General features: G+C 70.6%; 18 protein-coding genes. 16 read left to right on the top strand and 2 right to left on the bottom strand.

The features are described 5' to 3' along the window. Positions 1 to 11 precede the first annotated feature (11 nt). From bamA to tilS, 10 genes are read left to right on the top strand one after another with little or no spacing between them, the layout of a single operon-like run. Positions 12 to 2,345, top strand: a complete 2,334-nt coding sequence (gene bamA, locus AB7F93_RS06890) for an outer membrane protein assembly factor BamA (RefSeq protein ID WP_428302153.1) — start codon at positions 12 to 14, stop codon at positions 2,343 to 2,345. Positions 2,346 to 2,401: 56 nt separating this feature from the next. Beyond that, entirely contained in the window at positions 2,402 to 2,893 is a 492-nt protein-coding gene (locus AB7F93_RS06885; protein WP_428302152.1) for an OmpH family outer membrane protein, read from the top strand. Between the two features lie 19 nt (positions 2,894 to 2,912). After that, on the top strand, positions 2,913 to 3,932 hold the full coding sequence (lpxD, locus tag AB7F93_RS06880; protein ID WP_428302151.1) for a UDP-3-O-(3-hydroxymyristoyl)glucosamine N-acyltransferase: 1,020 nt from the start codon (positions 2,913 to 2,915) through the stop codon (positions 3,930 to 3,932). Continuing rightward, a complete protein-coding gene (fabZ, locus tag AB7F93_RS06875) occupies positions 3,925 to 4,380 on the top strand; it encodes a 3-hydroxyacyl-ACP dehydratase FabZ (protein ID WP_428302150.1) in 456 nt (151 codons plus the stop codon). Before lpxD ends, fabZ begins: the two co-directional genes overlap by 8 nt. Continuing rightward, positions 4,377 to 5,147 (top strand): acyl-ACP--UDP-N-acetylglucosamine O-acyltransferase, encoded by a 771-nt coding sequence (lpxA, locus tag AB7F93_RS06870; protein WP_428302149.1) that lies wholly within the window; start codon positions 4,377 to 4,379, stop codon positions 5,145 to 5,147. The genes fabZ and lpxA overlap by 4 nt, the downstream gene beginning before the upstream one ends. A 6-nt stretch (positions 5,148 to 5,153) precedes the next feature. Further along, positions 5,154 to 6,338, top strand: coding sequence for a lipid-A-disaccharide synthase (gene lpxB / locus AB7F93_RS06865; RefSeq protein ID WP_428302148.1), 1,185 nt, complete (start codon positions 5,154 to 5,156; stop codon positions 6,336 to 6,338). Beyond that, on the top strand, positions 6,329 to 6,973 hold the full coding sequence (gene rnhB, locus AB7F93_RS06860) for a ribonuclease HII (protein WP_428302147.1): 645 nt from the start codon (positions 6,329 to 6,331) through the stop codon (positions 6,971 to 6,973). The genes lpxB and rnhB overlap by 10 nt, the downstream gene beginning before the upstream one ends. Positions 6,974 to 7,009: 36 nt before the next feature. Next, complete coding sequence (gene dnaE, locus AB7F93_RS06855) at positions 7,010 to 10,564, top strand: DNA polymerase III subunit alpha (RefSeq protein WP_428302146.1); 3,555 nt, start codon at positions 7,010 to 7,012, stop codon at positions 10,562 to 10,564. Between the two features lie 12 nt (positions 10,565 to 10,576). After that, entirely contained in the window at positions 10,577 to 11,536 is a 960-nt protein-coding gene (locus AB7F93_RS06850) for an acetyl-CoA carboxylase carboxyltransferase subunit alpha (RefSeq protein ID WP_428302145.1), read from the top strand. Continuing rightward, a complete protein-coding gene (gene tilS / locus AB7F93_RS06845) occupies positions 11,533 to 12,831 on the top strand; it encodes a tRNA lysidine(34) synthetase TilS (protein WP_428302144.1) in 1,299 nt (432 codons plus the stop codon). The genes AB7F93_RS06850 and tilS overlap by 4 nt, the downstream gene beginning before the upstream one ends. A 33-nt stretch (positions 12,832 to 12,864) precedes the next feature. Here tilS and AB7F93_RS06840 read toward each other — a convergent pair whose 3' ends face one another. Both AB7F93_RS06840 and radC read right to left on the bottom strand, forming a co-directional pair. Continuing rightward, complete coding sequence (locus tag AB7F93_RS06840; protein WP_428302143.1) at positions 12,865 to 14,154, bottom strand: MFS transporter; 1,290 nt, start codon at positions 14,152 to 14,154, stop codon at positions 12,865 to 12,867. Between the two features lie 7 nt (positions 14,155 to 14,161). Then, positions 14,162 to 14,836: a RadC family protein gene (gene radC / locus AB7F93_RS06835; protein WP_428302142.1), complete on the bottom strand. Its 675-nt coding sequence runs from the start codon at positions 14,834 to 14,836 to the stop codon at positions 14,162 to 14,164. 141 nt (positions 14,837 to 14,977) lie between these two features. Between radC and coaBC the strand changes: the two genes are divergently transcribed. The 6 genes from coaBC to AB7F93_RS06805 all read left to right on the top strand — a co-directional run. Next, positions 14,978 to 16,177, top strand: coding sequence for a bifunctional phosphopantothenoylcysteine decarboxylase/phosphopantothenate--cysteine ligase CoaBC (gene coaBC, locus AB7F93_RS06830; RefSeq protein WP_428302141.1), 1,200 nt, complete (start codon positions 14,978 to 14,980; stop codon positions 16,175 to 16,177). Further along, entirely contained in the window at positions 16,164 to 16,619 is a 456-nt protein-coding gene (dut, locus tag AB7F93_RS06825; protein ID WP_428302140.1) for a dUTP diphosphatase, read from the top strand. The genes coaBC and dut overlap by 14 nt, the downstream gene beginning before the upstream one ends. A gap of 182 nt (positions 16,620 to 16,801) precedes the next feature. Next, a complete protein-coding gene (locus AB7F93_RS06820; RefSeq protein ID WP_428302139.1) occupies positions 16,802 to 18,187 on the top strand; it encodes a phosphomannomutase/phosphoglucomutase in 1,386 nt (461 codons plus the stop codon). Beyond that, positions 18,184 to 18,858 carry a ribulose-phosphate 3-epimerase gene (gene rpe, locus AB7F93_RS06815; protein ID WP_428302138.1) on the top strand — a complete coding sequence of 225 codons (675 nt, stop codon included), beginning with the start codon at positions 18,184 to 18,186 and terminating at the stop codon, positions 18,856 to 18,858. The genes AB7F93_RS06820 and rpe overlap by 4 nt, the downstream gene beginning before the upstream one ends. Positions 18,859 to 18,903: 45 nt before the next feature. Then, the gene (gene trpE, locus AB7F93_RS06810; RefSeq protein WP_428302137.1) at positions 18,904 to 20,385 is read left to right on the top strand and encodes an anthranilate synthase component I; all 1,482 of its coding nucleotides are present in this window, start codon (positions 18,904 to 18,906) and stop codon (positions 20,383 to 20,385) included. 423 nt (positions 20,386 to 20,808) lie between these two features. Next, the coding region (locus tag AB7F93_RS06805; RefSeq protein ID WP_428302259.1) for a glutamine amidotransferase-related protein at positions 20,809 to 20,944 on the top strand (136 nt) is incomplete at its 3' end.

The raw sequence follows: 20,944 nt of genomic DNA, 5'->3' as shown, positions 1-20,944 counted from the left end.
CCGGTGACGCCTTGTTTTCCGATTTCCTGCGCTTGCTGTCCCGGTGTGTGCTGGCCGCCGTGCTGTGTCTGACGGTCGCCCCGTTGCCGGTGCAGGCAGCCGACGATGCGCCGTTCACGGTGCAAGACATCCGCCTGAACGGCCTGCAGCGCATCTCCCCCGGCGCGGTGCTGATTGCCCTGCCGCTGCGCGTGGGTGACCGCTTCGACCCGCAGCGTTCGGACGCCATCATCCGCGCGTTGTTCAAGACCGAGTTCTTCAGCGACGTGCAGCTCGACCGCGACGGCGACGTGCTGGTCATCAACGTCACCGAGCGGCCCTCGATTGCCGAACTGAACCTCACCGGCAACAAGGACATCAAGACCGAGGATCTGCAAAAGGGCCTGCGCGAGGCGGGTCTGGCCACCGGGCGGGTGTTCGTGCCCTCGGCGCTCGACCAGCTGCGCCAGGAATTGCAGCGGCAGTACTACGCCAACGGCAAGTACGGCATGAAGGTGGATGCGGACGTCACCGACCTGCCGCGCAACCGCGTGCGCATCGACATCAAGATCACCGAGGGCGACGTCGCGCGCATCCGCCAGATCAACATCGTCGGCAATCAGGTGTTCGACGACCAGGCGCTGCGCGGTACGTTCAAGCTGTCGACGCCGAACCTGCTCAGCTTCGTCACCGGCAACGACAAGTACTCGCGCCAGAAGCTGGCCGGCGACCTTGAAAACCTGCACGCCTACTACCTTGACCGCGGTTACCTCGACTTCGACATCAAGTCGACGCAGGTCGCCATCACGCCGGACAAGCAGGAGATCTACATCACCATCAACGTGACCGAAGGCCAGCAGTACACGGTCGACGAGGTCAAGCTGTCCGGCAACCTGGTGGTCGAACCCGAGGAACTGGTGCGGCTGGTCACGCTGCGCCCCGGCGACACCTTCTCGCGCAAGAAGATGACCGAGACCAGCGACGCCATCTCCGAGCGCCTCGGCGAGGCCGGGTACGCGTTCGCCAACGTCAATCCGTCGCCGGACATCGATCAGAAAAACGCCACCGCCAGGCTGACTTTCTTCGTCGACCCCGGCAAGCGTGCCTACGTGCGGCGCATCAGCTTCGCCGGCAACGAGAAGACCGCCGACGAGGTGATGCGCCGCGAGATGCGCCAGCTCGAAGCGGCCACGTTCTCGTCGAAGGCGGTCGAACGCTCGCGGGTGCGCCTTGAGCGGCTTGGCTTTTTCGAGGAAGTGACGGTCGAGACGCCGGCGGTGCCGGGCAGCCCGGACCAGGTGGACGTCAACTTCACCGTCAAGGAGCGCCCGTCCGGCAGCATCTCGGCGGGCGTCGGCTTCGGCCAGGGCAGCGGCCTGCTGCTGAACGCCGCCGTCACGCAGAACAATTTTCTGGGCACCGGCGACAGCGTCAGCATCAACTTCAACACCAGCGACTACTCGCGCGTGTACAGCGTCGCTCACACCAACCCCTACGCCAGCGTGGACGGTGTGAGCCGCACGGTGAGTGCGTTCATGCGGTCCACGGACGCCGCCGACGCCAACCTCACCGAGTACGACACCGACTCGCTGGGCGGTTCCTGGGGCTACAACGTACCGCTGTCGGAGTTCAGCGCCTTCGGCTTCGGCGTCGGGGTCGAGAAAACCAAGATCGGCACCGGCGCCTTCACGTCGCCGGACGTGCTCGATTTCATCGCCGACAACGGCGATTCCTACAACATCTTCAAGCTCAACTCGAGCCTCGCCAAGGACACGCGCAATCGCGCCGTGTTCCCCGACCGCGGCATGCTGCGCCGCCTGTCGGCGGAAGTCGCGGTGCCGATTGGCGACTTGCAGTTCTACAAGCTGAACTTCACCGAGGCGCACCACTTCCCGTTCAGCGACACCGTGAGTTTGCTGGTGAGCGGCACGCTGGGGTACGGGGACGGCTACGGCGACACCAGCGAGCTGCCGTTTTTCGAGAACTACTTTGCCGGTGGCTTTCGCACGCTGCGCGGCTTCAAGGACAACACGCTCGGACCGCGCACGTTCAGCGCCTTCACCGACGAGGACGGCGACCCGTTCGGCGGCGACCGCCTGGTGCTGGCCCGCAGCGAGCTGTTCTTCCCGGTGCCGTTCCTGGACAAGCAGAACCGGAACTTCCAGCTGTCCGTGTTCGGCGACGCGGGCAACGTGTTCGGGCCGGATGACCGGTTCACGGCGTCGGAGCTGCGCTACTCGACGGGCGTGGCGGCGGTCTGGATCTCGCCCTTCGGCGCCATTTCGGTAGCCATCGCCCAGCCCTTCAACGAAGGGCCGCACGATGAGCCGCAGCGCTTCCAGTTCAGCCTGGGCGCCGGGTTCTAGTTTTCTTGTTCACGCTCACACGGAGAGGCCTGACGATGATACGGATGCGGGGATGGGTGCTCGGACTGCTCGGCAGCGTGCTGCTGACCCCGGCACTCGCGGCGGATTTGAAGGTGGGTTACGTCAACGCGTCGGCGCTGCTGCAGGCCTCGCCTCAGGCCGAGGTGGTGCAGAAGAAGCTGCGCGACGAGTTCACGCCGCGCCGCCAGCAACTTGAGTCGCGCGCCAAGCGGCTCGAACAGATGGAGCAGGACCTGTCCAAGAACGGCCTGATGCTGAGCGAGGATCAGCGCAAGTCGAAGGAGCGCGAGATCATCGACGGCCGGCGCGAGCTCAAGCACGCGCAGGACGAATTCCAGGACGACCTGCGCATCCGCCAGTCGGAGGAAGTCGGCAAGCTGCGCGAGCAGTTGCTGGGCGCGGTCGAGAAGTTCGCCAAGGCCAACGCCTACGACCTCATCCTGTATGAGGGCGTCATCTACGCCAGTGACGCGCTGAACGTGACCGATCAGGTGCTGGCGCTGCTGAAGAACCCGGCCGCCAAGTAAGGCGGCTCCTGGGCCTGGCATGCGCCTGCGCGAACTGGCGGCGCGGCTGGGTGCCGCCTTCGACGGCGATGGCGAGCGCGAGCTCGACGCCGTCGCCACGCTCGCCGCGGCGGGTCCGCGGCAGCTGAGCTTCTTCGCCAACCGCCACTATCGACGCCAGCTGGCGGGCAGCGCGGCCGGCGCAGTGGTGCTGGCGCCGGCCGACCGGGCGCTGTTCCCGGGCCCGGTGCTGCTGTCGGACAACCCCTATCTGGTCTTTGCTCGCGCGGCGGCGCTGCTGCACCCGAGGCCGGCCTTCCCGCCCGGCGTGCACCCACAGGCCACCGTGGACAGCACGGCGCGGCTCGGCGCGGACGTGCGCATCGAGGCCGGTGCGGTCATCGAAGCCGGCGCGCGGCTTGGCGATCGTGTCGTCGTTGGTGCTGGCAGCTATGTCGGCGATGGTGTCCAGATTGGTAACGACACCCGCCTTGGGCCGCGGGTGACGCTGCTGGCCGGCACGCAGATCGGCGCGCGCTGCGTGATTCACCCGGGCGCGGTGCTGGGCGCGGACGGCTTCGGCCTCGCCAACGACCGCGGCGTGTGGGTGAAGGTGCCGCAGCTCGGACGCGTGGTGGTGGGCGACGATGTCGAGATCGGCGCCAACACCGCCATCGACCGCGGTGCGCTCGACGACACCGTGATCGGCAACGGCGTGAAGCTCGACAACCTGGTGCAGGTGGCGCACGGCGTGAGGATTGGCGATCACACCGCCGTCGCCGCCTGCGTCGGCATCTCGGGCAGCACGGTGATCGGCCGCCACTGCGTCATAGCCGGCGGCGTCGGCTTCGTCGGGCACCTCGACATCTGCGACGGTGTCACCATCACCGGCATGTCGATGGTGGCGCAGTCGATCACCAAACCCGGGGTCTACTCCGGCATACCTGCCGAGGAGAGCCGCCGCTGGCGGCGCAACATCGGCCGTTTTCATCAACTCGACGAGCTCGCGCGGCGCCTGCTGCGCCTGGAACGCTCGCCCAAGGATGGTACCGATGAGTGACGCGGAAACCCTGAACGCCACCGACATCATGCGGTTGCTGCCGCACCGCTACCCGTTCCTGCTGCTGGACCGGGTGGTGGAGCTGAAGCTCGGCGAGCGACTCACGGCGATCAAGAACGTCACCATCAGCGAGCCGTTCTTCCAGGGCCATTTTCCGAACTACCCGATCATGCCGGGCGTGCTGATCCTGGAGGCAATGGCCCAGGCGAGCGCCGTGCTCGGCTTTCGCAGCACCGGCACCAGCGCGGCGGACGACAACGTGTACCTGTTCGTCGGCATCGACAAGGCGCGCTTTCGCCAGGCCGTGCAGCCGGGCGATCAGCTGGCCATCGACATCGAGCTCAAGCGCGCCGTGCGCGGCATGTGGATGTTCGCCGCCAGCGCCCGGGTGGACGGCCGCGAGGTGGCGTCGGCCGAGATCATGTGCACGCTGAAGGCCGTCCAGTGATCGACCCGACCGCCCGCGTCCACCCGGACGCCCAACTCGCGCCGGATGTCGAGGTCGGCGCCTACAGCGTGATCGGCCCGCAGGTGCGGATCGGTGCCGGCAGCGTGATCGGTCCGCACACGGTCATCACCGGCAACACCACCATCGGGCGCAACAACCGCGTCTTTCAGTTCGCGTCCCTCGGCGAGGTGCCGCAGGACAAGAAGTACCACGCGGGCGAGGACACTCGGCTCGACATCGGCGACGGCAACACCATCCGCGAGTTCTGCACCCTCAACGTCGGTACTGTCGGCGGCGGCGGCGTGACGCGCCTGGGGGACGACAACTGGCTGATGGCGTACGTGCACATCGCGCACGACTGTCTGATCGGCAGCCACACCATCTTCGCCAACTCGTCCTCGCTGGCCGGTCACGTGACGGTGGAAGACCACGTCATCCTCGGCGGCTTCGCGCTGGTGCATCAGTTCTGCGCGCTCGGCGCGCACAGTTTTCTGGGCGCAAGCTCGCTGGTGCTCAAGGACGTGCCGCCGTTCGTCATGGCCGAGGGCAACTCGGCCCGCCCGCGCGGCATCAACAGCGAGGGCCTGCGCCGGCGCGGCTTCTCCACCGACGACATCACCACCATCCGCAACGCCTACAAGGCGCTGTACCGCAGCGGCCTTCGCCTGCAGGAGGCGCTGGCGGTGCTGGACGGCGAGAGCGACAACCCGCACGTGGCGCTGATGGCGGCCTTCGTGCGCCGCTCGCAGCGCGGCATCATCCGCTGAGGCCCGATGGCGCGCCGGCTCCGCGTCGCCCTGATCGCCGGTGAGCCGTCCGGCGATGCACTCGGCGCGGCGCTGATCGAGGCGCTGCGCCGGCGCGTGCCGGACGTCGAGTGTGTCGGCATCGCTGGTCCTGCCATGCGCGCCGCCGGCTGCCGGGCGCTGTACCCGGCCGAGGAGCTGGCCGTGATGGGCCTAGTCGAGGTGCTGGCGCACCTGCCGCGCTTGCTGCGCATCCGCCGGGGCCTTGTGCGCCAGTTGCTGGCCGATCCACCGGACGTGCTGGTCGGCATCGACGCGCCGGACTTCACGCTGCCGGTCGAGGCGCGCCTGCGCCGCGCCGGCGTGCGCACCGTGCATTACGTGAGCCCGTCCGTGTGGGCCTGGCGCGAGGGGCGCGTGCGGCACATCGCGGCGGCGGTGGACCGCATGCTCACGCTGTTCCCGTTCGAGGCGGCGTTCTATGCGCGCCACCGCGTGCCGGTGACCACCGTCGGGCATCCGCTCACGGCGCGCCTGTCGGCCGTCACACCCGCCCAGCGCGCGGCGGCGCGCGCGGCGCTCGGGCTACCCGCCGACGGCCCGGTGCTGGCGCTGCTGCCCGGCAGCCGCACCGGCGAGTGCCGGCGTCTGGCTGGCCTGTTTCTGGACACCGCGCGGTGGTTACGCGACAGCGGCCGCCCGTGCACCGTTGCGATTCCGCTGGTCAACGCCGCCACCCGGGCGGTGGTGGAGGGCGAACTGCGCGCGCGCGGCGCGGGCCTGTCCTGCACGTTGCTCGACGGTCAGGCGCAGCAGGCCATGACGGCGGCCGATGCGGTGCTGCTCGCGTCCGGCACGGCCACGCTGGAGGCCATGCTGCTGGCGCGACCAATGGTGGTGGCGTATCGCCTCGCGCCGCTCACGTACGCGATTGCCAAACGCCTGGTGCGCACGCCACACGTGGCGATTCCGAACCTGCTGGCCGGCCGGCGGCTGGTGCCGGAGTTCATCCAGCACGCGGCGACGCCGGCGGCGCTCGGCGCCGCGCTCGCGGACCTGCTCGATCCTGCGGCGAACGCCGCCATGCAGGCGGAACTCGCGGCGCTGCACCCGCCGACCGACGTCGACCCCGCCGAGCGCGCCGCGCAGGCCGTGCTGGGCGAGGTCGTCGAGCGGGAGCGAAGCTCCCTGGAAGGGGCCGGATGGCCATGATCGATCTCATCGCCGGCGTCGACGAGGTCGGCCGCGGGCCGCTGGCGGGGCCGGTGATCGCCGCCGCCGTGATCCTCGACCCGGCGCGGCCGATTGCCGGGCTCGCCGACTCGAAAACCCTGTCCGCGGCGCGGCGCGAAGCGCTGTCGGCGCAGATCAGGGCGCAGGCGCTGGCCTGGGCGCTCGGCCGCGCCGAGGTCGAGGAGATCGACCGCCTGAACATCCTGCACGCCAGCCTGCTCGCCATGGAACGCGCGGTCGCGGCGCTCGCGCTCGTGCCGATGCGCATCCTCGTCGACGGCAACCGGCGCCCGCGCGGGCTGCCGCAGGCGGAGCCCGTGATCGGCGGCGACGCCACGGTGCCCGCCATCAGCGCCGCCTCCATCGTCGCCAAGGTGGCGCGCGATGCCGAGCTCGACGCGCTCGACGCCGTACATCCGGGGTATGGACTCGCTCGCCACAAGGGCTACCCGACCGCCGCGCACATCTCGGCACTCGAACAGCTGGGTCCGAGCGCCTGTCACCGCCGCAGCTTTGGCCCTGTGCGCCGCTTGCTCGCGCTCGGCGCCGCGAGTGGCACGACGATCGAGGTCATGGCGGCAAACCCGGTCGGCACGGCCGGCTTTCAAATCTAGAATAGCCAGCCGCCCGCTCTTGCCTCCCGGTCGCCCATGACCTCCGCCGGCTTCGTCCACCTTTCGCTCCACAGCGAGTACTCGCTCACCGACAGCGTGCTGCGGGTAGAGAACCTGGTGGACGCCGTGCGCGACGCCGGCATGCCCGCGGTGGCGGTCACCGACGCCGGCAACCTGTTCGCGCTGGTCAAGTTCTACCAGGCGGCGCAGGCGGCCGGCATCAAGCCCATCGTCGGCGCCGATGTGACGCTCTGGGAGCAGGCCGACGGCAGCGCGGCCACGCGTCTGACGCTGCTGTGTCAGAACCACACGGGCTACGTGAACCTGTGCCGCTTGCTGAGCCGCGCCTACGTGGACGGCCAGCGCGCCGGGCGGCCGGGCGTGCAGCGCGAGTGGCTGGCCGGCAACGTGGATGGCCTGATCGCGCTGTCGGGTGGATTGGCCGGCGACGTCGGCCAGGCGCTGGCGAGCGGTACGGCGGACAAGGCCGCGCGCCTGCTTGCCGACTGGCAGGCGCTGTTCCCGGACCGCTATTACCTCGAACTCACGCGCACCGGCCGCCCCGGCGAGGAGGCCCACGTGGCCGCCGCGGTCGAGCTTGCGCTCACCGCGGACGTGCCGGTGGTGGCGAGCAACGACGTGCGCTTTCTCACCGCCGATGACTTCGACGCCCACGAGGCGCGCGTGTGCATCGCCGAAGGCCGGGTGCTGAACGACCCGCGCCGGCCGCGCCCGTATTCCGAGCAGCAGTACCTGCGCACACCGGCCGAGATGGCCGAGCTGTTCGCGGACCTGCCGGAGGCGCTCGAGAACACGCTCGCCATCGCGCAGCGCTGCAACCTCGAGCTCACGCTCGGCCGCCCGCTGCTGCCGGCCTTCCCGACGCCGGACGGCGTGAGCGCGGAAGACCACGTCGCCGAGCAGGCCCGGGCCGGCCTCAAGACGCTGCTGGTCAAAGCAAAGCCTGCTGACGAGGCGCCCTACTGGCAGCGCCTCGACGTCGAGCTTGGCGTGATCAACCGCATGGGCTTTGCGGGGTACTTCCTGATCGTCGCCGACTTCATCGCCTGGGCGCGCAGCCACGGCGTGCCGGTGGGGCCGGGTCGCGGCTCGGGCGCGGGCTCGCTGGTGGCCTGGGCGCTCGGCATCACGCGCCTGGACCCGCTCGCCAACGATCTGCTGTTCGAGCGGTTCCTGAATCCCGAGCGCGTGTCGCTGCCGGATTTCGACGTCGATTTCTGCATGGACGGCCGCGACCGGGTGATCGACTACGTGGCCGAGCACTACGGCCGCGAGCGGGTGTCGCAGATCATCACCTACGGCTCCATGGCCGCGAAGGCGGTGGTGCGCGACGTCGGGCGCGTGCTCGGCCTGCCGTACGGCTTCGTCGACTCGATCGCCAAGCTGATCCCGTTCGAGCTCGGCATCACGCTCGACAAGGCGCTCGCCGACGAGGCGACGCTGCGCGCGCGCTACGAGCAGGAGGACGAGGTCCGCACGCTGATTGATCTGGCCAAATCGCTGGAGGGCCTCGCCCGCAACGCCGGCAAGCACGCCGGCGGCGTGGTCATCGCGCCGGGCGCGCTCACCGACTACGTGCCGCTGTTCTGCGAAGCCGGCGGCGGCAGCCCGGTGACGCAGTACGACAAGGACGACGTGGAGGCCATCGGCCTCGTCAAGTTCGATTTTCTCGGCCTGCGCACGCTCACCATCATCGACTGGGCGCTCAAGACGCTGGCCCAGCGCGATGCGGCGTTTGCCAACTTCGACATCGACGACCTGCCGCTAGCCGACCCCGACGCCTACGCGCTGCTGCGCCGCTGCGAGACGACGGCGGTGTTCCAGCTCGAATCGCGCGGCATGCGGGATCTCATCCGCCGCCTGCAGCCGGACTGCTTCGAGGACGTGGTGGCGCTGGTGGCGCTGTACCGGCCGGGGCCGCTGCAGTCCGGCATGGTGGACGACTTCATCGACCGCAAGCACGGCCGCGCCAAACCGGACTACCTCGAACCGCGCCTGGAACCGGTGCTGCGGCCGACCTACGGCGTCATCCTGTACCAGGAACAGGTGATGCAGATCGCGCAGGTGCTGGCCGGCTACAGCCTGGGCCAGGCGGACCTGCTGCGCCGCGCCATGGGCAAGAAAAAGCCCGAGGAGATGGCCAAGCAGCGTTCCGGTTTTGTCGACGGTGCGGTCGCCAACGGCGTGTCCGCGGCTCGCGCCGGCGAGATCTTCGATCTCATGGAGAAATTCGCCGGCTACGGCTTCAACAAGTCGCACTCGGCCGCCTACGCGCTGCTGTCTTACCAGACCGCGTGGCTGAAGGCCCACCACCCGGCCGCCTTCATGGCGGCGGTGCTGTCGGCCGACATGGACAGCACCGACAAGGTGGTGACGCTGATCGACGAGTGCCGGCGCATGCAGCTGCCGGTGCTGGCGCCCGACATCAACCGTGGCCAGCACGCGTTCACCGTCACCGAGGACGGCGCCATCGTGTACGGTCTCGGCGCCGTCAAGGGCGTCGGCGAGGCGGCCATCGAGGCCATCGTCGAGGCACGCGCGGCCGGCGGGGCGTTCAAGGATCTGTTCGATTTCTGCCGCCGCATCGACCCGCGGCGCGTCAACAAGCGCGCCGCCGAGGCGCTGATCCGCGTCGGTGCCTTCGAGGGCCTGAACGACCACCGCGCCGCGCTGCTGGCCACGCTGCCGCAGGCCTACACGCTGGCCGAGCAGGAAAGCCGCGCCGCCGACGCTGGGCAGAACGACATGTTCGGCGGCACGCCCGCCAGCGGCCCGCCACCGACGCCGCCGCTGGCCGACTGCCCGCGCTGGAGCACCGCCGAGCGCCTGGCCGCCGAGCGCGAGTCGCTCGGGCTGTGGCTGTCCGGCCACCCGACCGAGAGCTACGAGGCCGAACTGCCGCGCCTGGTCGATTGTCGTCTGGCCGACGTGCAGCGCTTCGAGGGTCGCAGCGCCCGCGTGGCGGGTCTTGTCACCGGCAGCCGCACGCTCGCCAAGGGGCGGCGCATGACCTTCGTCACGCTGGATGACCGCACCGCGCGGCTCGAAGTCACGCTGTTCGACGAGCAGCTTGACGGCGCCGGCGATCTGCTGGCGCGCGACCGCCTGCTGGTGGTCGAGGGCCAGGTGTCGGTGGACGAGTTCAACGGCGGCTACCGCATCCGCGCCGAAAAGGCCCTGCCGCTGCCGGCCGCCCGCGCCGGGCGCGGTGCGATCCTGCAAATCGCCATCGACACCGCGCGCGCACCGGCCGATCTGCCGGCGCGCCTTGCCGAGCTGCTCGGCGCCTTTCGCGGGCCGTGCCCGGTACTGCTCGACTGCCGCACCGGCCAGGCGAGCGGCCTTTTGCGGGCGGCGCCCAGGGTGCGCGCGGACGACGAACTGCTCGCCCGTCTCGCGGCAGTGCCGGGCGTCAGCGGCGCCGAATTCCGTTACGATCCGCCGCCCACGCGCGCGCCGGTGCTGACCATCGTGCCGACGCCCGCCCGTCCGGCGGACCGCACGGACGCCCTCGCCGATACCTACTCCGGTGCGCTCGCCGTCAGCACGGCCGACTGCACCGCCGACTGAACCGGACCGGACATGCCCTTTCAGTTTCTCGAATTCGAAAAGCCCATCGCCGAGCTCGAAGCGCGCATCGACGAGCTGCGCCAGACCGCCGGCGCCGGCACCGTCAGCCTGGACGACGAGGTCACGCGCCTGCAGCGCAAGGCGGACAGCCTCACTGACAGCATCTTCGGCAAGCTGACGCCGGTGCAGATCGCGCAGCTCGCGCGCCACCCGGAGCGGCCGTACACGTTGGATTACATCCGCCGCGTGTTCACCGATTTCGAGGAACTGCACGGCGACCGCATGTTCGCGGACGACGCCGCCATCGTCGGCGGCCTCGCGCGCCTCGACGGCCGCCCGGTGCTGGTCATCGGCCACCAGAAGGGCCGCGACGTGCAGGAGAAGGTGCGCCGCAACTTCGGCATGGCCAAGCCCGAGGGCTACCGCAAGGCGCAGCGCCTGATGCGCACCGCCGCGCGCTTCAAGCTGCCGATCGTCACCTTCATCGACACGCCGGGAGCCTATCCAGGCGTCGACGCCGAGGAGCGCGGCCAGAGCCAGGCCATCGCCGAGAGCCTGTACCTCATGGCCCGCCTGCCGGTGCCGATCGTGTGCGTAGTGATCGGCGAGGGCGGCTCCGGCGGGGCGCTCGCGATCGGCGTCGGCGACCGCCTGCTGATGCTCCAGTACGGCACCTACGCGGTGATCTCGCCGGAAGGCTGCGCGTCCATCCTGTGGAAGGATTCCGGCAAGGCGGAACTCGCGGCCGAGGCCATGGGCATCACCGCGCCGCGCCTGCACGAGCTGGGGCTGGTGGACGAGATCATCCCAGAGCCGCGCGGCGGCGCGCACCGCGACTTCGACACCGCCGCCGCCAGCCTGCGCGCCGCCGTGCTGCGGCACCTCGCCGACATCGACGCCCAGCCGGCGGACGGTTTGCTCGCGCGGCGCCTGGAGCGCGTGCGCGGCTTCGGCGTCTACAAGGAAGGGTGAGCGGCGAGGGCGGCCTTGCCCTGATCCACGCGGCGCTCGCGCGGGCCGCGGCGCCCGTCACGCTGCGCGTCGCCTACAGCGGCGGGCGCGATTCGCACGTCCTGCTGCACTGGCTCGCCAGTGAGCGCGAGGCATTCGCGCCGCACCGGCTGCGCGCCGTCCACATCGACCACGGCCTGCACGCCGACGCCGACCGCTGGGCCGAACACTGCGCGGCGGTCTGCGCGGCGCTCGACGTGCCGCTCGACATCCACCGCGTCGACGCCCGCCAGGCGCCCGGCGAAAGCCCGGAAGCCGCCGCCCGCGCCGCGCGCTACGCGGCACTCGCCGCCGACCTGCAAGACGGCGACCTGCTGCTGACGGCGCATCACCAGACCGACCAGGCCGAAACCGTGCTACTGGCGCTGCTGCGCGGTGCCGGGCTCGCTGGCACCGCCGCCATGCCGGCGCAGCGGCGCTTCGGCCGCGGCTGGCTGCTGCGCACGCTGCTCGCCTGGTCGGCCGAGCGCGTGGCGCGCTACGCCGACGAACACGGCCTGGGCTGGGTGGAAGACCCGAGCAACCGCGACTCGCGCTTCGATCGCAACTTCCTGCGCACCGAGGCGCTGCCGCTGCTCGCCCGGCGCTGGCCGGCCGCCGCTACCACGCTTGCTCGCCACGCCGCCCACGCCGCCGACGCCCAGGCGCTGCTCGACGAAATCGCCACCGCGGACGGCGCGGACGCGGCGCAGCTCACCGTCGCGCAGCTCGCGGCGCTGTCGCCCGCCCGCCAGCGCAACCTCGTGCGCGCCTGGTTGCACCGCCACGGCGCCGCGGCGCCATCAACGGCGCGGCTCGACGAAGTCGTGCGACAGGCGCTGACGGCTGGCGCCGACCGCCTGCCCTGCGTGGCGTTTGGCGACCACGCCGTGCGCGTCTGGCGCGGGCGGCTGCACCTCACGCCCGAGCCGTTGCCGCCGGCGCCCGCAACGCGCCTCTGGCGCATCGACACGCCGCTCGAACTGCCGGGCGTCGGGCGCCTGTGGGCCGAGCCCGTGCGCGGCGCCGGCCTCCGGCTCGCCCTGCTCGGCGAGCCGCCCGCGCTCGACGTGCGCTTTCGGGCCGACGTGGGCGGCGACAGCGTGCGCAAGCGCCTGCAGGAGCTGGCCGTGCCGCCGTGGCAGCGCGCGCACTGGCCGCTGCTGTTCCGCGGCGATCGGCTGCTGCAGATCGCCGGCCGCGCGCCCGTGCCGGCCGATCGCGCCGCGCCAGGCGAGGCGGGAGTGCGCATCGTCTGGCGGCCGCTTGTGCCCTGACTGGCGTGCGCACGCCGGTGGCGCGCCAGGGCCTCAGGCGCCGGGCGCGGCCGCCCCGCCGCCGCGTGACGCCAGCCCGCGCACGGCGGTGCGGATGTCCGGCAGGCGGCGGCGAAACCACAGCGCCGCCAGCATGCACAGCACGCCGCCGCCGCCGACCGTGGCGGGCGCGCCGATGAGTTCGGCAAGGCTGCCGGCCAGCAGCGCGCCGAGCGGCGCCATGCCCATGAACATCATCGAGTAGAGCGACATCACCCGCCCGCGCAGCGCATCCGGCACCAACAGTTGCAGCAGCGTGTTCGAGGCCGCCATCTGGACGATCAGCGCAAGCCCTGTCGGCACCAGCAGCAGCCCGGACAGCCAGAAACTGCGCGACAGCGAGAACGCCACCAGTCCCAGGCCAAACCCGAACGCCGCCCACGGAACCCAGGCGGTGAGCCCGCGCGGACTGCGCCGGGCGGCCAGCGCGAGCGCGCCGAGCAGCGCCCCGCCGCCGGCGCAGCTCATGAGAATGCCAAGGCCCTGCGCCCCGCCGCCGAGGATGCGGTCCGCGAACAGCGGCATCAGCACCGCGTACGGCATGCCGGCCAGGCTCACCATGCCGAGCAGCAGCAGCAGGCTACGGATCGGCACGTGCCCGCGCACGAAGCGCACGCCATCGGCGATGTGCGCGAGCAGCGAGCCCGTGTGCACCGGCCGTGCGACGGGCGCGAGCCGCATCGCTGCCAGCGCCGCCACCACGGTCACGTAGCTGAGGCCGTTCAGCAGAAAGCACCAGCCCTCGCCGGCGGCCGCCACCAGCACGCCGGCTACCGCAGGACCAATGAGGCGCGCCGAGTTGAAGGCGGACGAGTTCAGCGCAATCGCGTTCGGCAGGTCCTCGCGGCCCACCAGCTCCACCGTGAAGGCCTGCCGCGCCGGCAGGTCGACGCCGTTGACCAAACCCAGCAGCGCCGCCAGCGTGAACACCTGCCACACCGTGACCTGACCACTGAGCGTGAGCGCGGCGAGCAGCAGCGCGAGAGCAGATGATGCGACCTGTGTGCCGATGAGCAGCCGGCGGCGATCGAAGCGGTCGGCCACCGCGCCGCCGAACGGGGCCATCAGGAATACCGGGAACTGGTTCGCGAAGCCGGCGAGCCCGAGCAGCGCGGCGGAGTCGGTGAGGCGGTAGATCAGCCACGACTGCGCCACCATCTGAATCCAGGTACCCGGCAGCGACAGCAACTGGCCGAAGAAGAACAGCCGGAAATTGCGGTGCCGCAGCGCGCGCAGCATGGCCGGGCCGCGCGCGGCGGGCGGGGACGGGCGCGTGTCGTTCACGGCGGGCTCACAGTTGTCCGCGCTCGGCGAACGACGTGGTGTGCCCGTCGCCGATCACGATGTGGTCGAGCACCCGCACGTCGACGAGTTCCAGCGCGGTCTTCAGGCGTCGCGTCAGCGCGACATCGGCGTCGCTCGGTTCCGCAATGCCGGACGGGTGGTTGTGGGCCAGGATCAGCGCCGCCGCGTTGTGGCGCAGCGCCGCGCGCACCACCTCACGCGGGTAGACGCTGGCGGCATTCACCGTGCCGCGGAACAGCTCCTCGAAGGCCAGCACGCGGTGGCGGTTGTCGAGGAACAGGCAGCCGAACACCTCCTGCGGGTGGTCGCGCAGCTGCATGGCGAGGTAATCGCGCGCCGCCTGCGGCGAGGTCAGCGCCTCGCCGCGGCGCAGTACCTCCTGCGCGTAGCGGCGGCCGAGTTCCGCCACCGCCAGCAGCTGCGCGTACTTGGCGGCGCCAAGGCCCTTGCGCGCCAGCAGCGCGTGGCGGTCGCCGGTCAAAAGGCCCCGCACGCCGCCGTGCTCGGTGAGCAGGTTTCGCGCAAGGTCGACCGCCGACTCGCCGCGCACCCCGGTACGCAGGCAAATCGCCAGCAGCTCGGCATCCGACAGCGCGCCCGGCCCCTGCGCCAGCAGCCGCTCGCGCGGACGCTCGTCGGGCTGCCAGTCGAGGATCGCCATGCCTGCCTCCGGGAAACGGCCGGGCTGCGCCGCATCGGCACCGCCGCCGGCCTCTTGTACCGCACCGCGCGCCGCCGCGGACGTGCACAGATGCCGTTCGACCAGCCTGCAAAACCGCGCTGCTAAACTGCCGGCGCAATCATGAACGCCCTCACCCACAAACACATCCTGCTCGGCGTGACGGGCGGCATCGCCGCCTACAAGGCGCCCGAACTGGTGCGCCGCCTGCGTGACGCGGGCGCCGACGTGCGCGTGGTGCTCACGCCCGCGGCGGCCGCCTTCGTGACGCCCTTGACACTGCAGGCCGTCAGCGGCCGTCCGGTGCACCAGGAGCTGCTCAGCGCCGAGGCCGAGTCCGGCATGGGCCACATCGAGCTGGCGCGCTGGGCGGACCTGATCCTCGTTGCCCCGGCCACGGCCGATTTCATGGCGCGCCTTGCGCACGGCTTTGCCGATGACCTGCTCGCCGCCTGCTGTCGGGCGGCGCGCGCGCCAATCGCGATTGCGCCCGCCATGAACGTCGGCATGTGGCAGAACGCGGCCACGCAGCGCAATCTGCGTCAGCTCGTCGACGACGGCGTGCGCGTGTTTGGCCCTGGCAGCGGCAGCCAGGCCTGCGGCGAGGTCGGCGAGGGCCGCATGCTGGAACCGCTGGAGCTGGTGGCGGCGTGCGCCGGGCAGTTCGGCGGCGGCGCGCTCGCCGGCCGGCGCGTGGTGGTGAGCGCAGGACCCACCTTCGAGGACCTGGACCCGGTGCGCTTCATCGGCAACCGCAGTTCGGGACGCATGGGCTATGCGGTGGCGCAGGCCGCCCGCGAGGCAGGCGCCGACGTGACACTGGTCAGCGGCCCCGTGGCGCTGCCCGACCCGCCGGGCATCGCCGTGCAGCGCGTGCGCTCGGCGCTCGACATGCGCGCGGCGGTGCTCGCGGCGGTGGCGGATGCGGACGTCTACATCGGCACGGCGGCGGTGGCCGACTATCGCCCGGCTGCGCCGGCGACGCAGAAGATCAAGAAGGATCGCGACGCGTTCGCCATCGAACTCGTGCGCAATCCGGACATTCTCGCCGAGGTGGCGGGGCTGGCACGCCGGCCGTTCACGGTCGGTTTCGCCGCCGAGACCGACGACGTGCTCGCCTACGCGCGGCGCAAGCTCGACGACAAGCGGCTGGACCTGATCGCCGCCAACGCCGTTGGCGCGGGCCTCGGTTTCGAGACCGACGACAACGCGCTCACGCTGCTGTGGCCGGGCGGGCAGCGCGAGTTGCCGCGTGCCAGCAAGGCCGCGCTGGCACGCGAGCTGATCGCGGTGATTGCGGAGCGGCTCGATGCGCGCGGTTGAACTGAAGATTCTCGACCCGCGCCTGGGCGCCGACTTCCCGCTGCCGCAATACGCCACCGACGGCGCCGCCGGGCTCGACCTGCGGGCGTGTCTCGATGCACCGCTCACGCTCGCGCCGGGCGCGGTGGCGCTGATCGGCACCGGTTTTGCATTGCATATCGCAGACCCCGGCCTTGCCGCCGTGCTGCTGCCGCGCTCGGGCCTCGGCCACAAGCACGGCATCGTGCTCGGCAACCTGGTGGGTCTCATCGACAGCGACTACCAGGGCGAGGTCAAGGTGTCGTGCTGGAACCGCGGCGCGGCGCCGTTCACCGTCGAGCCCGGCGAGCGCATCGCGCAGCTGGTGCTGGTGCCGGTGGTGCAGGCGCGCTTCGCGGTGGTCGACGAGTTCACGCCCACTACCCGCGGCGCCGGCGGCTTCGGACACACCGGCCGCGGTTGATTGAATTGAAATGCTGAAAAATTCCGTCCCTGGAATTTTTCAGCTCGCTGCGGCAAGGGTCACGCCCGCGCCGCGCTCCCTGAATCGATGACTCACGTCATCGCTTCAGGCCGGGGCCTCCTGCCCCGGACGGGAAGCGCCGCCGGCGCATACATTTGCGGCTTTTTTGCCACGAGGACACGATGACCGAACGCTACCTGCCGCCCGAGGAAATCTTCCGCGCCTACGACATTCGCGGCGTGGTCGGGCAGAGCCTGACCGAGACCGGTGTGTACCAGATCGGCCGCGCCATCGGCACGCTGGTGCGCCGCGCCGGCTGCAGCGAGGTGGTGGTCGGCCGCGACGGGCGCGTGTCCGGGCCGGCGCTTTCGGACGCGCTGACGCGCGGCCTCGCTGCCACCGGCTGCGGGGTGATCGACGTCGGCATGGTGCCGACACCGGTGGTGTACTTCGGCAGTTACGCGTTCGACACCGGCTGCGGCGTGGCCGTGACGGGCAGCCACAACCCGCCGGATTACAACGGTTTGAAGATCGTCGTCGCCGGCAAGACGCTGTCCGGCGACGACATCCTCGGCATCCGCCGCCTGATCGAGGCCGATGATCTGGAATCCGGCTTCGGCCACGTGCGGGACGCCGACGCGCTGACGCCGTACCGCGAGCGGATCCTCGGCGACGTGAAGCTGGCGCGGCCGCTCAAGGTCGGCGTCGACTGCGGCAACGGCGTGACGGGTGCGAGTGCGCCTGCACTACTGGAGGCGCTCGGCTGCGAGGTGGTGCCGCTGTTCGAGGACGTGGACGGCAATTTCCCGAACCACCACCCGGACCCGACCAAGCCCGAGAACCTCGAAGACCTGATCGCGTGCGTGAAGGCACGCGGGCTCGATCTTGGCGTCGCCTTCGACGGCGACGGCGATCGCCTCGGCGTGGTCACGGCCAGCGGCCGGGTGATCTTTGCCGATCGGCTGATGATCCTGTTTGCGCGGGATGTGCTCAGCCGCGTGCCGGGTGCCACCATCCTTTTCGACGTGAAATGCACGCGCCACCTGCCGCGGGCGATTGCCGCCGCCGGCGGCAAGCCCGTGATGTGGAAGACCGGCCACTCGCTGATCAAGGCCAAGATGGCCGAGACCGGCGCCGCGCTGGCGGGCGAGATGAGCGGGCATATTTTCGTGAAGGAGCGCTGGTACGGCTTCGACGACGGCGTGTACGCCGCCTGCCGGCTGCTGGAGTACCTGAGCCGCCAGGACGAAGCGCCGGAGGCGATCTTCGCGGCCATTCCGGACTCGGCCAGCACGCCGGAACTGCAGATCAAGCTCAAGGAAGGCGAGCACTTCGCGCTGATGAAGGAGCTGGTCGCCGCGGCCGATTTCCCGGGCGCCGAGGTCAGCACGCTCGACGGCATCCGCGCGGACTACGCCGACGGTTTCGGCCTGGTGCGCCCGTCCAACACCACGCCGGTGCTGGTGCTGCGCTTCGAGGCCGACGACGAGGCCGCGCTTGCCCGTATCCAGGACGCGTTCCGGGCGCTGTTCGCGCGCGTGCGGCCGGGCCTGGGGCTGCCGTTTTGAGCCGGCAGTACCGCATCGCGCCGTCCATCCTGTCGGCGGACTTCGCGCGGCTTGGGGCCGAGATCGACGCCGTGCTCGCGGCCGGCGCGGACTGGATTCACGTCGACGTCATGGACAACCACTACGTGCCGAACCTCACCATCGGCCCGGTGGTGGTGGAGTCATTGCGCCGCCACGCGCCGCACGCGTTCTTCGACGTGCACCTGATGGTGGAGCCGGTGGATGCGCTGATTCCGGCCTTTGCCGCCGCCGGCGCGCGGCTGATCAGCTTTCACCCGGAGGCCTCGCGGCATGTGGACCGCACGCTCGCGCTGATCCGTGAGCAGGGCTGCGAGGCGGGGCTGGTGCTGAACCCGGCCACGCCGCTGGAGTGCCTCGACTACGTCATGGACCGGCTGGATCTGATTCTGCTGATGTCGGTGAACCCGGGCTTCGGCGGGCAGAGCTTCATCCCGTCGGCGCTGCCCAAGATCACGCAGGTGCGCGAACGCATCGCCGCCAGCGGGCGGGACATCCGCCTGCAGGTGGATGGCGGCATCAAGATCGACAACATCGCCGCCGTGGCGCGGGCCGGCGCGGACACCTTCGTGGCCGGCTCGGCGGTATTCGGCACGACCGATTACGCGGCCACCATCGCCGCCATGCGCGCCGCGCTTGACGGGATAGCCTGACCGGCCAAGACTGCCGGCCCGTTTCTCGCACCCGCCGCCCGCGCCATGGATGAAGCCCGTTTCAAAGCCCTCGCCGCCGAGGGTTACACCCGCATCCCGCTGACGCTGGAGACCTTCGCCGATCTCGACACGCCGCTGTCGCTGTATCTGAAGCTGGCGGCCGGGCCGAACAGCTTCCTGCTGGAATCGGTCGTCGGTGGCGAGCGCTTCGGGCGCTATTCGTTCATCGGCCTGCCGGCCCGGCGCGCGTTGCAAAGCCGCGGTTTCCACACCGAGGTGCTGGACGACGGCAAGGTGGTCGAAACCGACGACGGCAATCCGCTCGACTTCATCGAGCGCTACCGCCAGCGCGAGCGCGTGTACGTGCCGCCCGGCCTGCCGCGCTTCTGCGGCGGGCTCGCCGGCTATTTCGCCTACGACGCGGTGCGCTACATCGAGCCGCGCCTGGCGCAGTGCCCGCTGCCGGACGAGCTCGGCACGCCCGATATCCTGCTGCTCGACACGCAGGAACTGGCCGTGGTCGACAACCTGGCCGGCAAGATTTACCTGATCGTCTATGTGGATCCAAAGCAGCCGGGTGCGCACGCGCATGGCCTCGTGCGCCTGGCGACGCTGCTGGCGCGGTTGCGCAGCCCGCTCGCGCCGCCGGCGAGCCCGGCCGGCGACGTCAGCGCCGAGAAGCGCGCCTTCGCCAAGGCGGATTTTCTCGCCGCCGTGGCGCGCGCCAAGGAGTACATCGCCGCCGGCGACATGATGCAGGTGCAGATCGGCCAGCGTATCCGCCGCCGCTACACCGAATCGCCGCTGGCGCTGTACCGGGCGCTGCGCACGCTGAACCCGTCGCCGTACATGTACTTCTACGACTTCGGCGAGTTCCAGGTGGTGGGGGCCTCGCCGGAAATCCTGGTGCGTCAGGAGGCGACCGCCGACGGCACCAAGGTGACCATCCGGCCGCTGGCTGGCACCCGCCCGCGCGGGGCGACGCCCGAGGACGACCGGCGCCTGGCCGAGGAACTGCTGGCCGATCCGAAGGAACGCGCCGAGCACGTGATGCTGATCGATCTCGCCCGTAACGACATCGGCCGCATCGCGAAGACAGGCACCGTCAAGGTCACCGACGAGATGGTGATCGAGCGCTACTCGCACGTGATGCACATCGTGTCGAACGTCGAGGGGCTGCTGAAGCCAGGTCTAGGCAATTTCGACGTGCTGCGCGCCACCTTTCCGGCCGGTACGCTGACCGGCGCACCCAAGGTACGGGCGATGGAGATCATCGACGAGCTCGAACCCACCAAGCGCGGCATCTACGGCGGCGCCTGCGGGTATTTGAGCCATTCCGGCGACATGGATCTGGCCATCGCCATCCGCACCGGCATCGTCAAGGACCACGTGCTGTCGGTGCAGGCGGCGGCCGGCATCGTGGCCGATTCGGTGCCCGAGAGCGAATGGCAGGAAACCGAGAACAAGGCGCGCGCGCTGCTGCGGGCGGCAGACGTGGCGCAGACCGGGCTCGACGTGCAGGCCTGATGGTCGAAAAAAGAGCCCCGTTCATTGGGAGGGGACGTGGCCGGCACGGCACGGGGCGACACCGCGGCGGCGACCCTGACCGCGGCGGAGGAGGACGCCGCGTGTCGGGGCATGGGGGTCTACCCCCACGGTCCGTGTATCGGCAGCGCCTGCGCGCACCTTTAGCCGGAAACTGAAAAACGCATCGTTGGTGTGCCGGTCCGGGCGCCGCTGTTTCACCGGGGGCACGATCGGCGGACAATACGCGCCCCACTCGGTGAAGCACTGGTTTCAGCGCTTCCCGTCCGGGGCAGGAAGCCCCGGCGTGGACCGAGGACTTGTGCCCTCGGTTCACGGAGCGCAGCGCGGGCCTGCACCGCGATGCAGCGAACTGAAAAACGCCATGGATGGCGTTTTCAGCGTTCAAACAGAGACCCCCCGCGCATGGTGTTGATGCTCGACAACTACGACTCGTTCACCTACAACCTGGTGCAGTACCTGGGGGAACTGGGCGTCGAGGTGGTGACGCACCGCAACGACTGCATCGGCGTGGACGACATCGAGCGCCTCGCGCCGGAGC

The sequence above is a fragment of the Immundisolibacter sp. genome, from assembly GCF_050250495.1.
Lineage (GTDB): Bacteria > Pseudomonadota > Gammaproteobacteria > Immundisolibacterales > Immundisolibacteraceae > Immundisolibacter.
The sequence above is the reverse complement of the archived record's forward strand: the minus strand, read 5'-3'. Positions and strand labels throughout refer to the sequence as shown.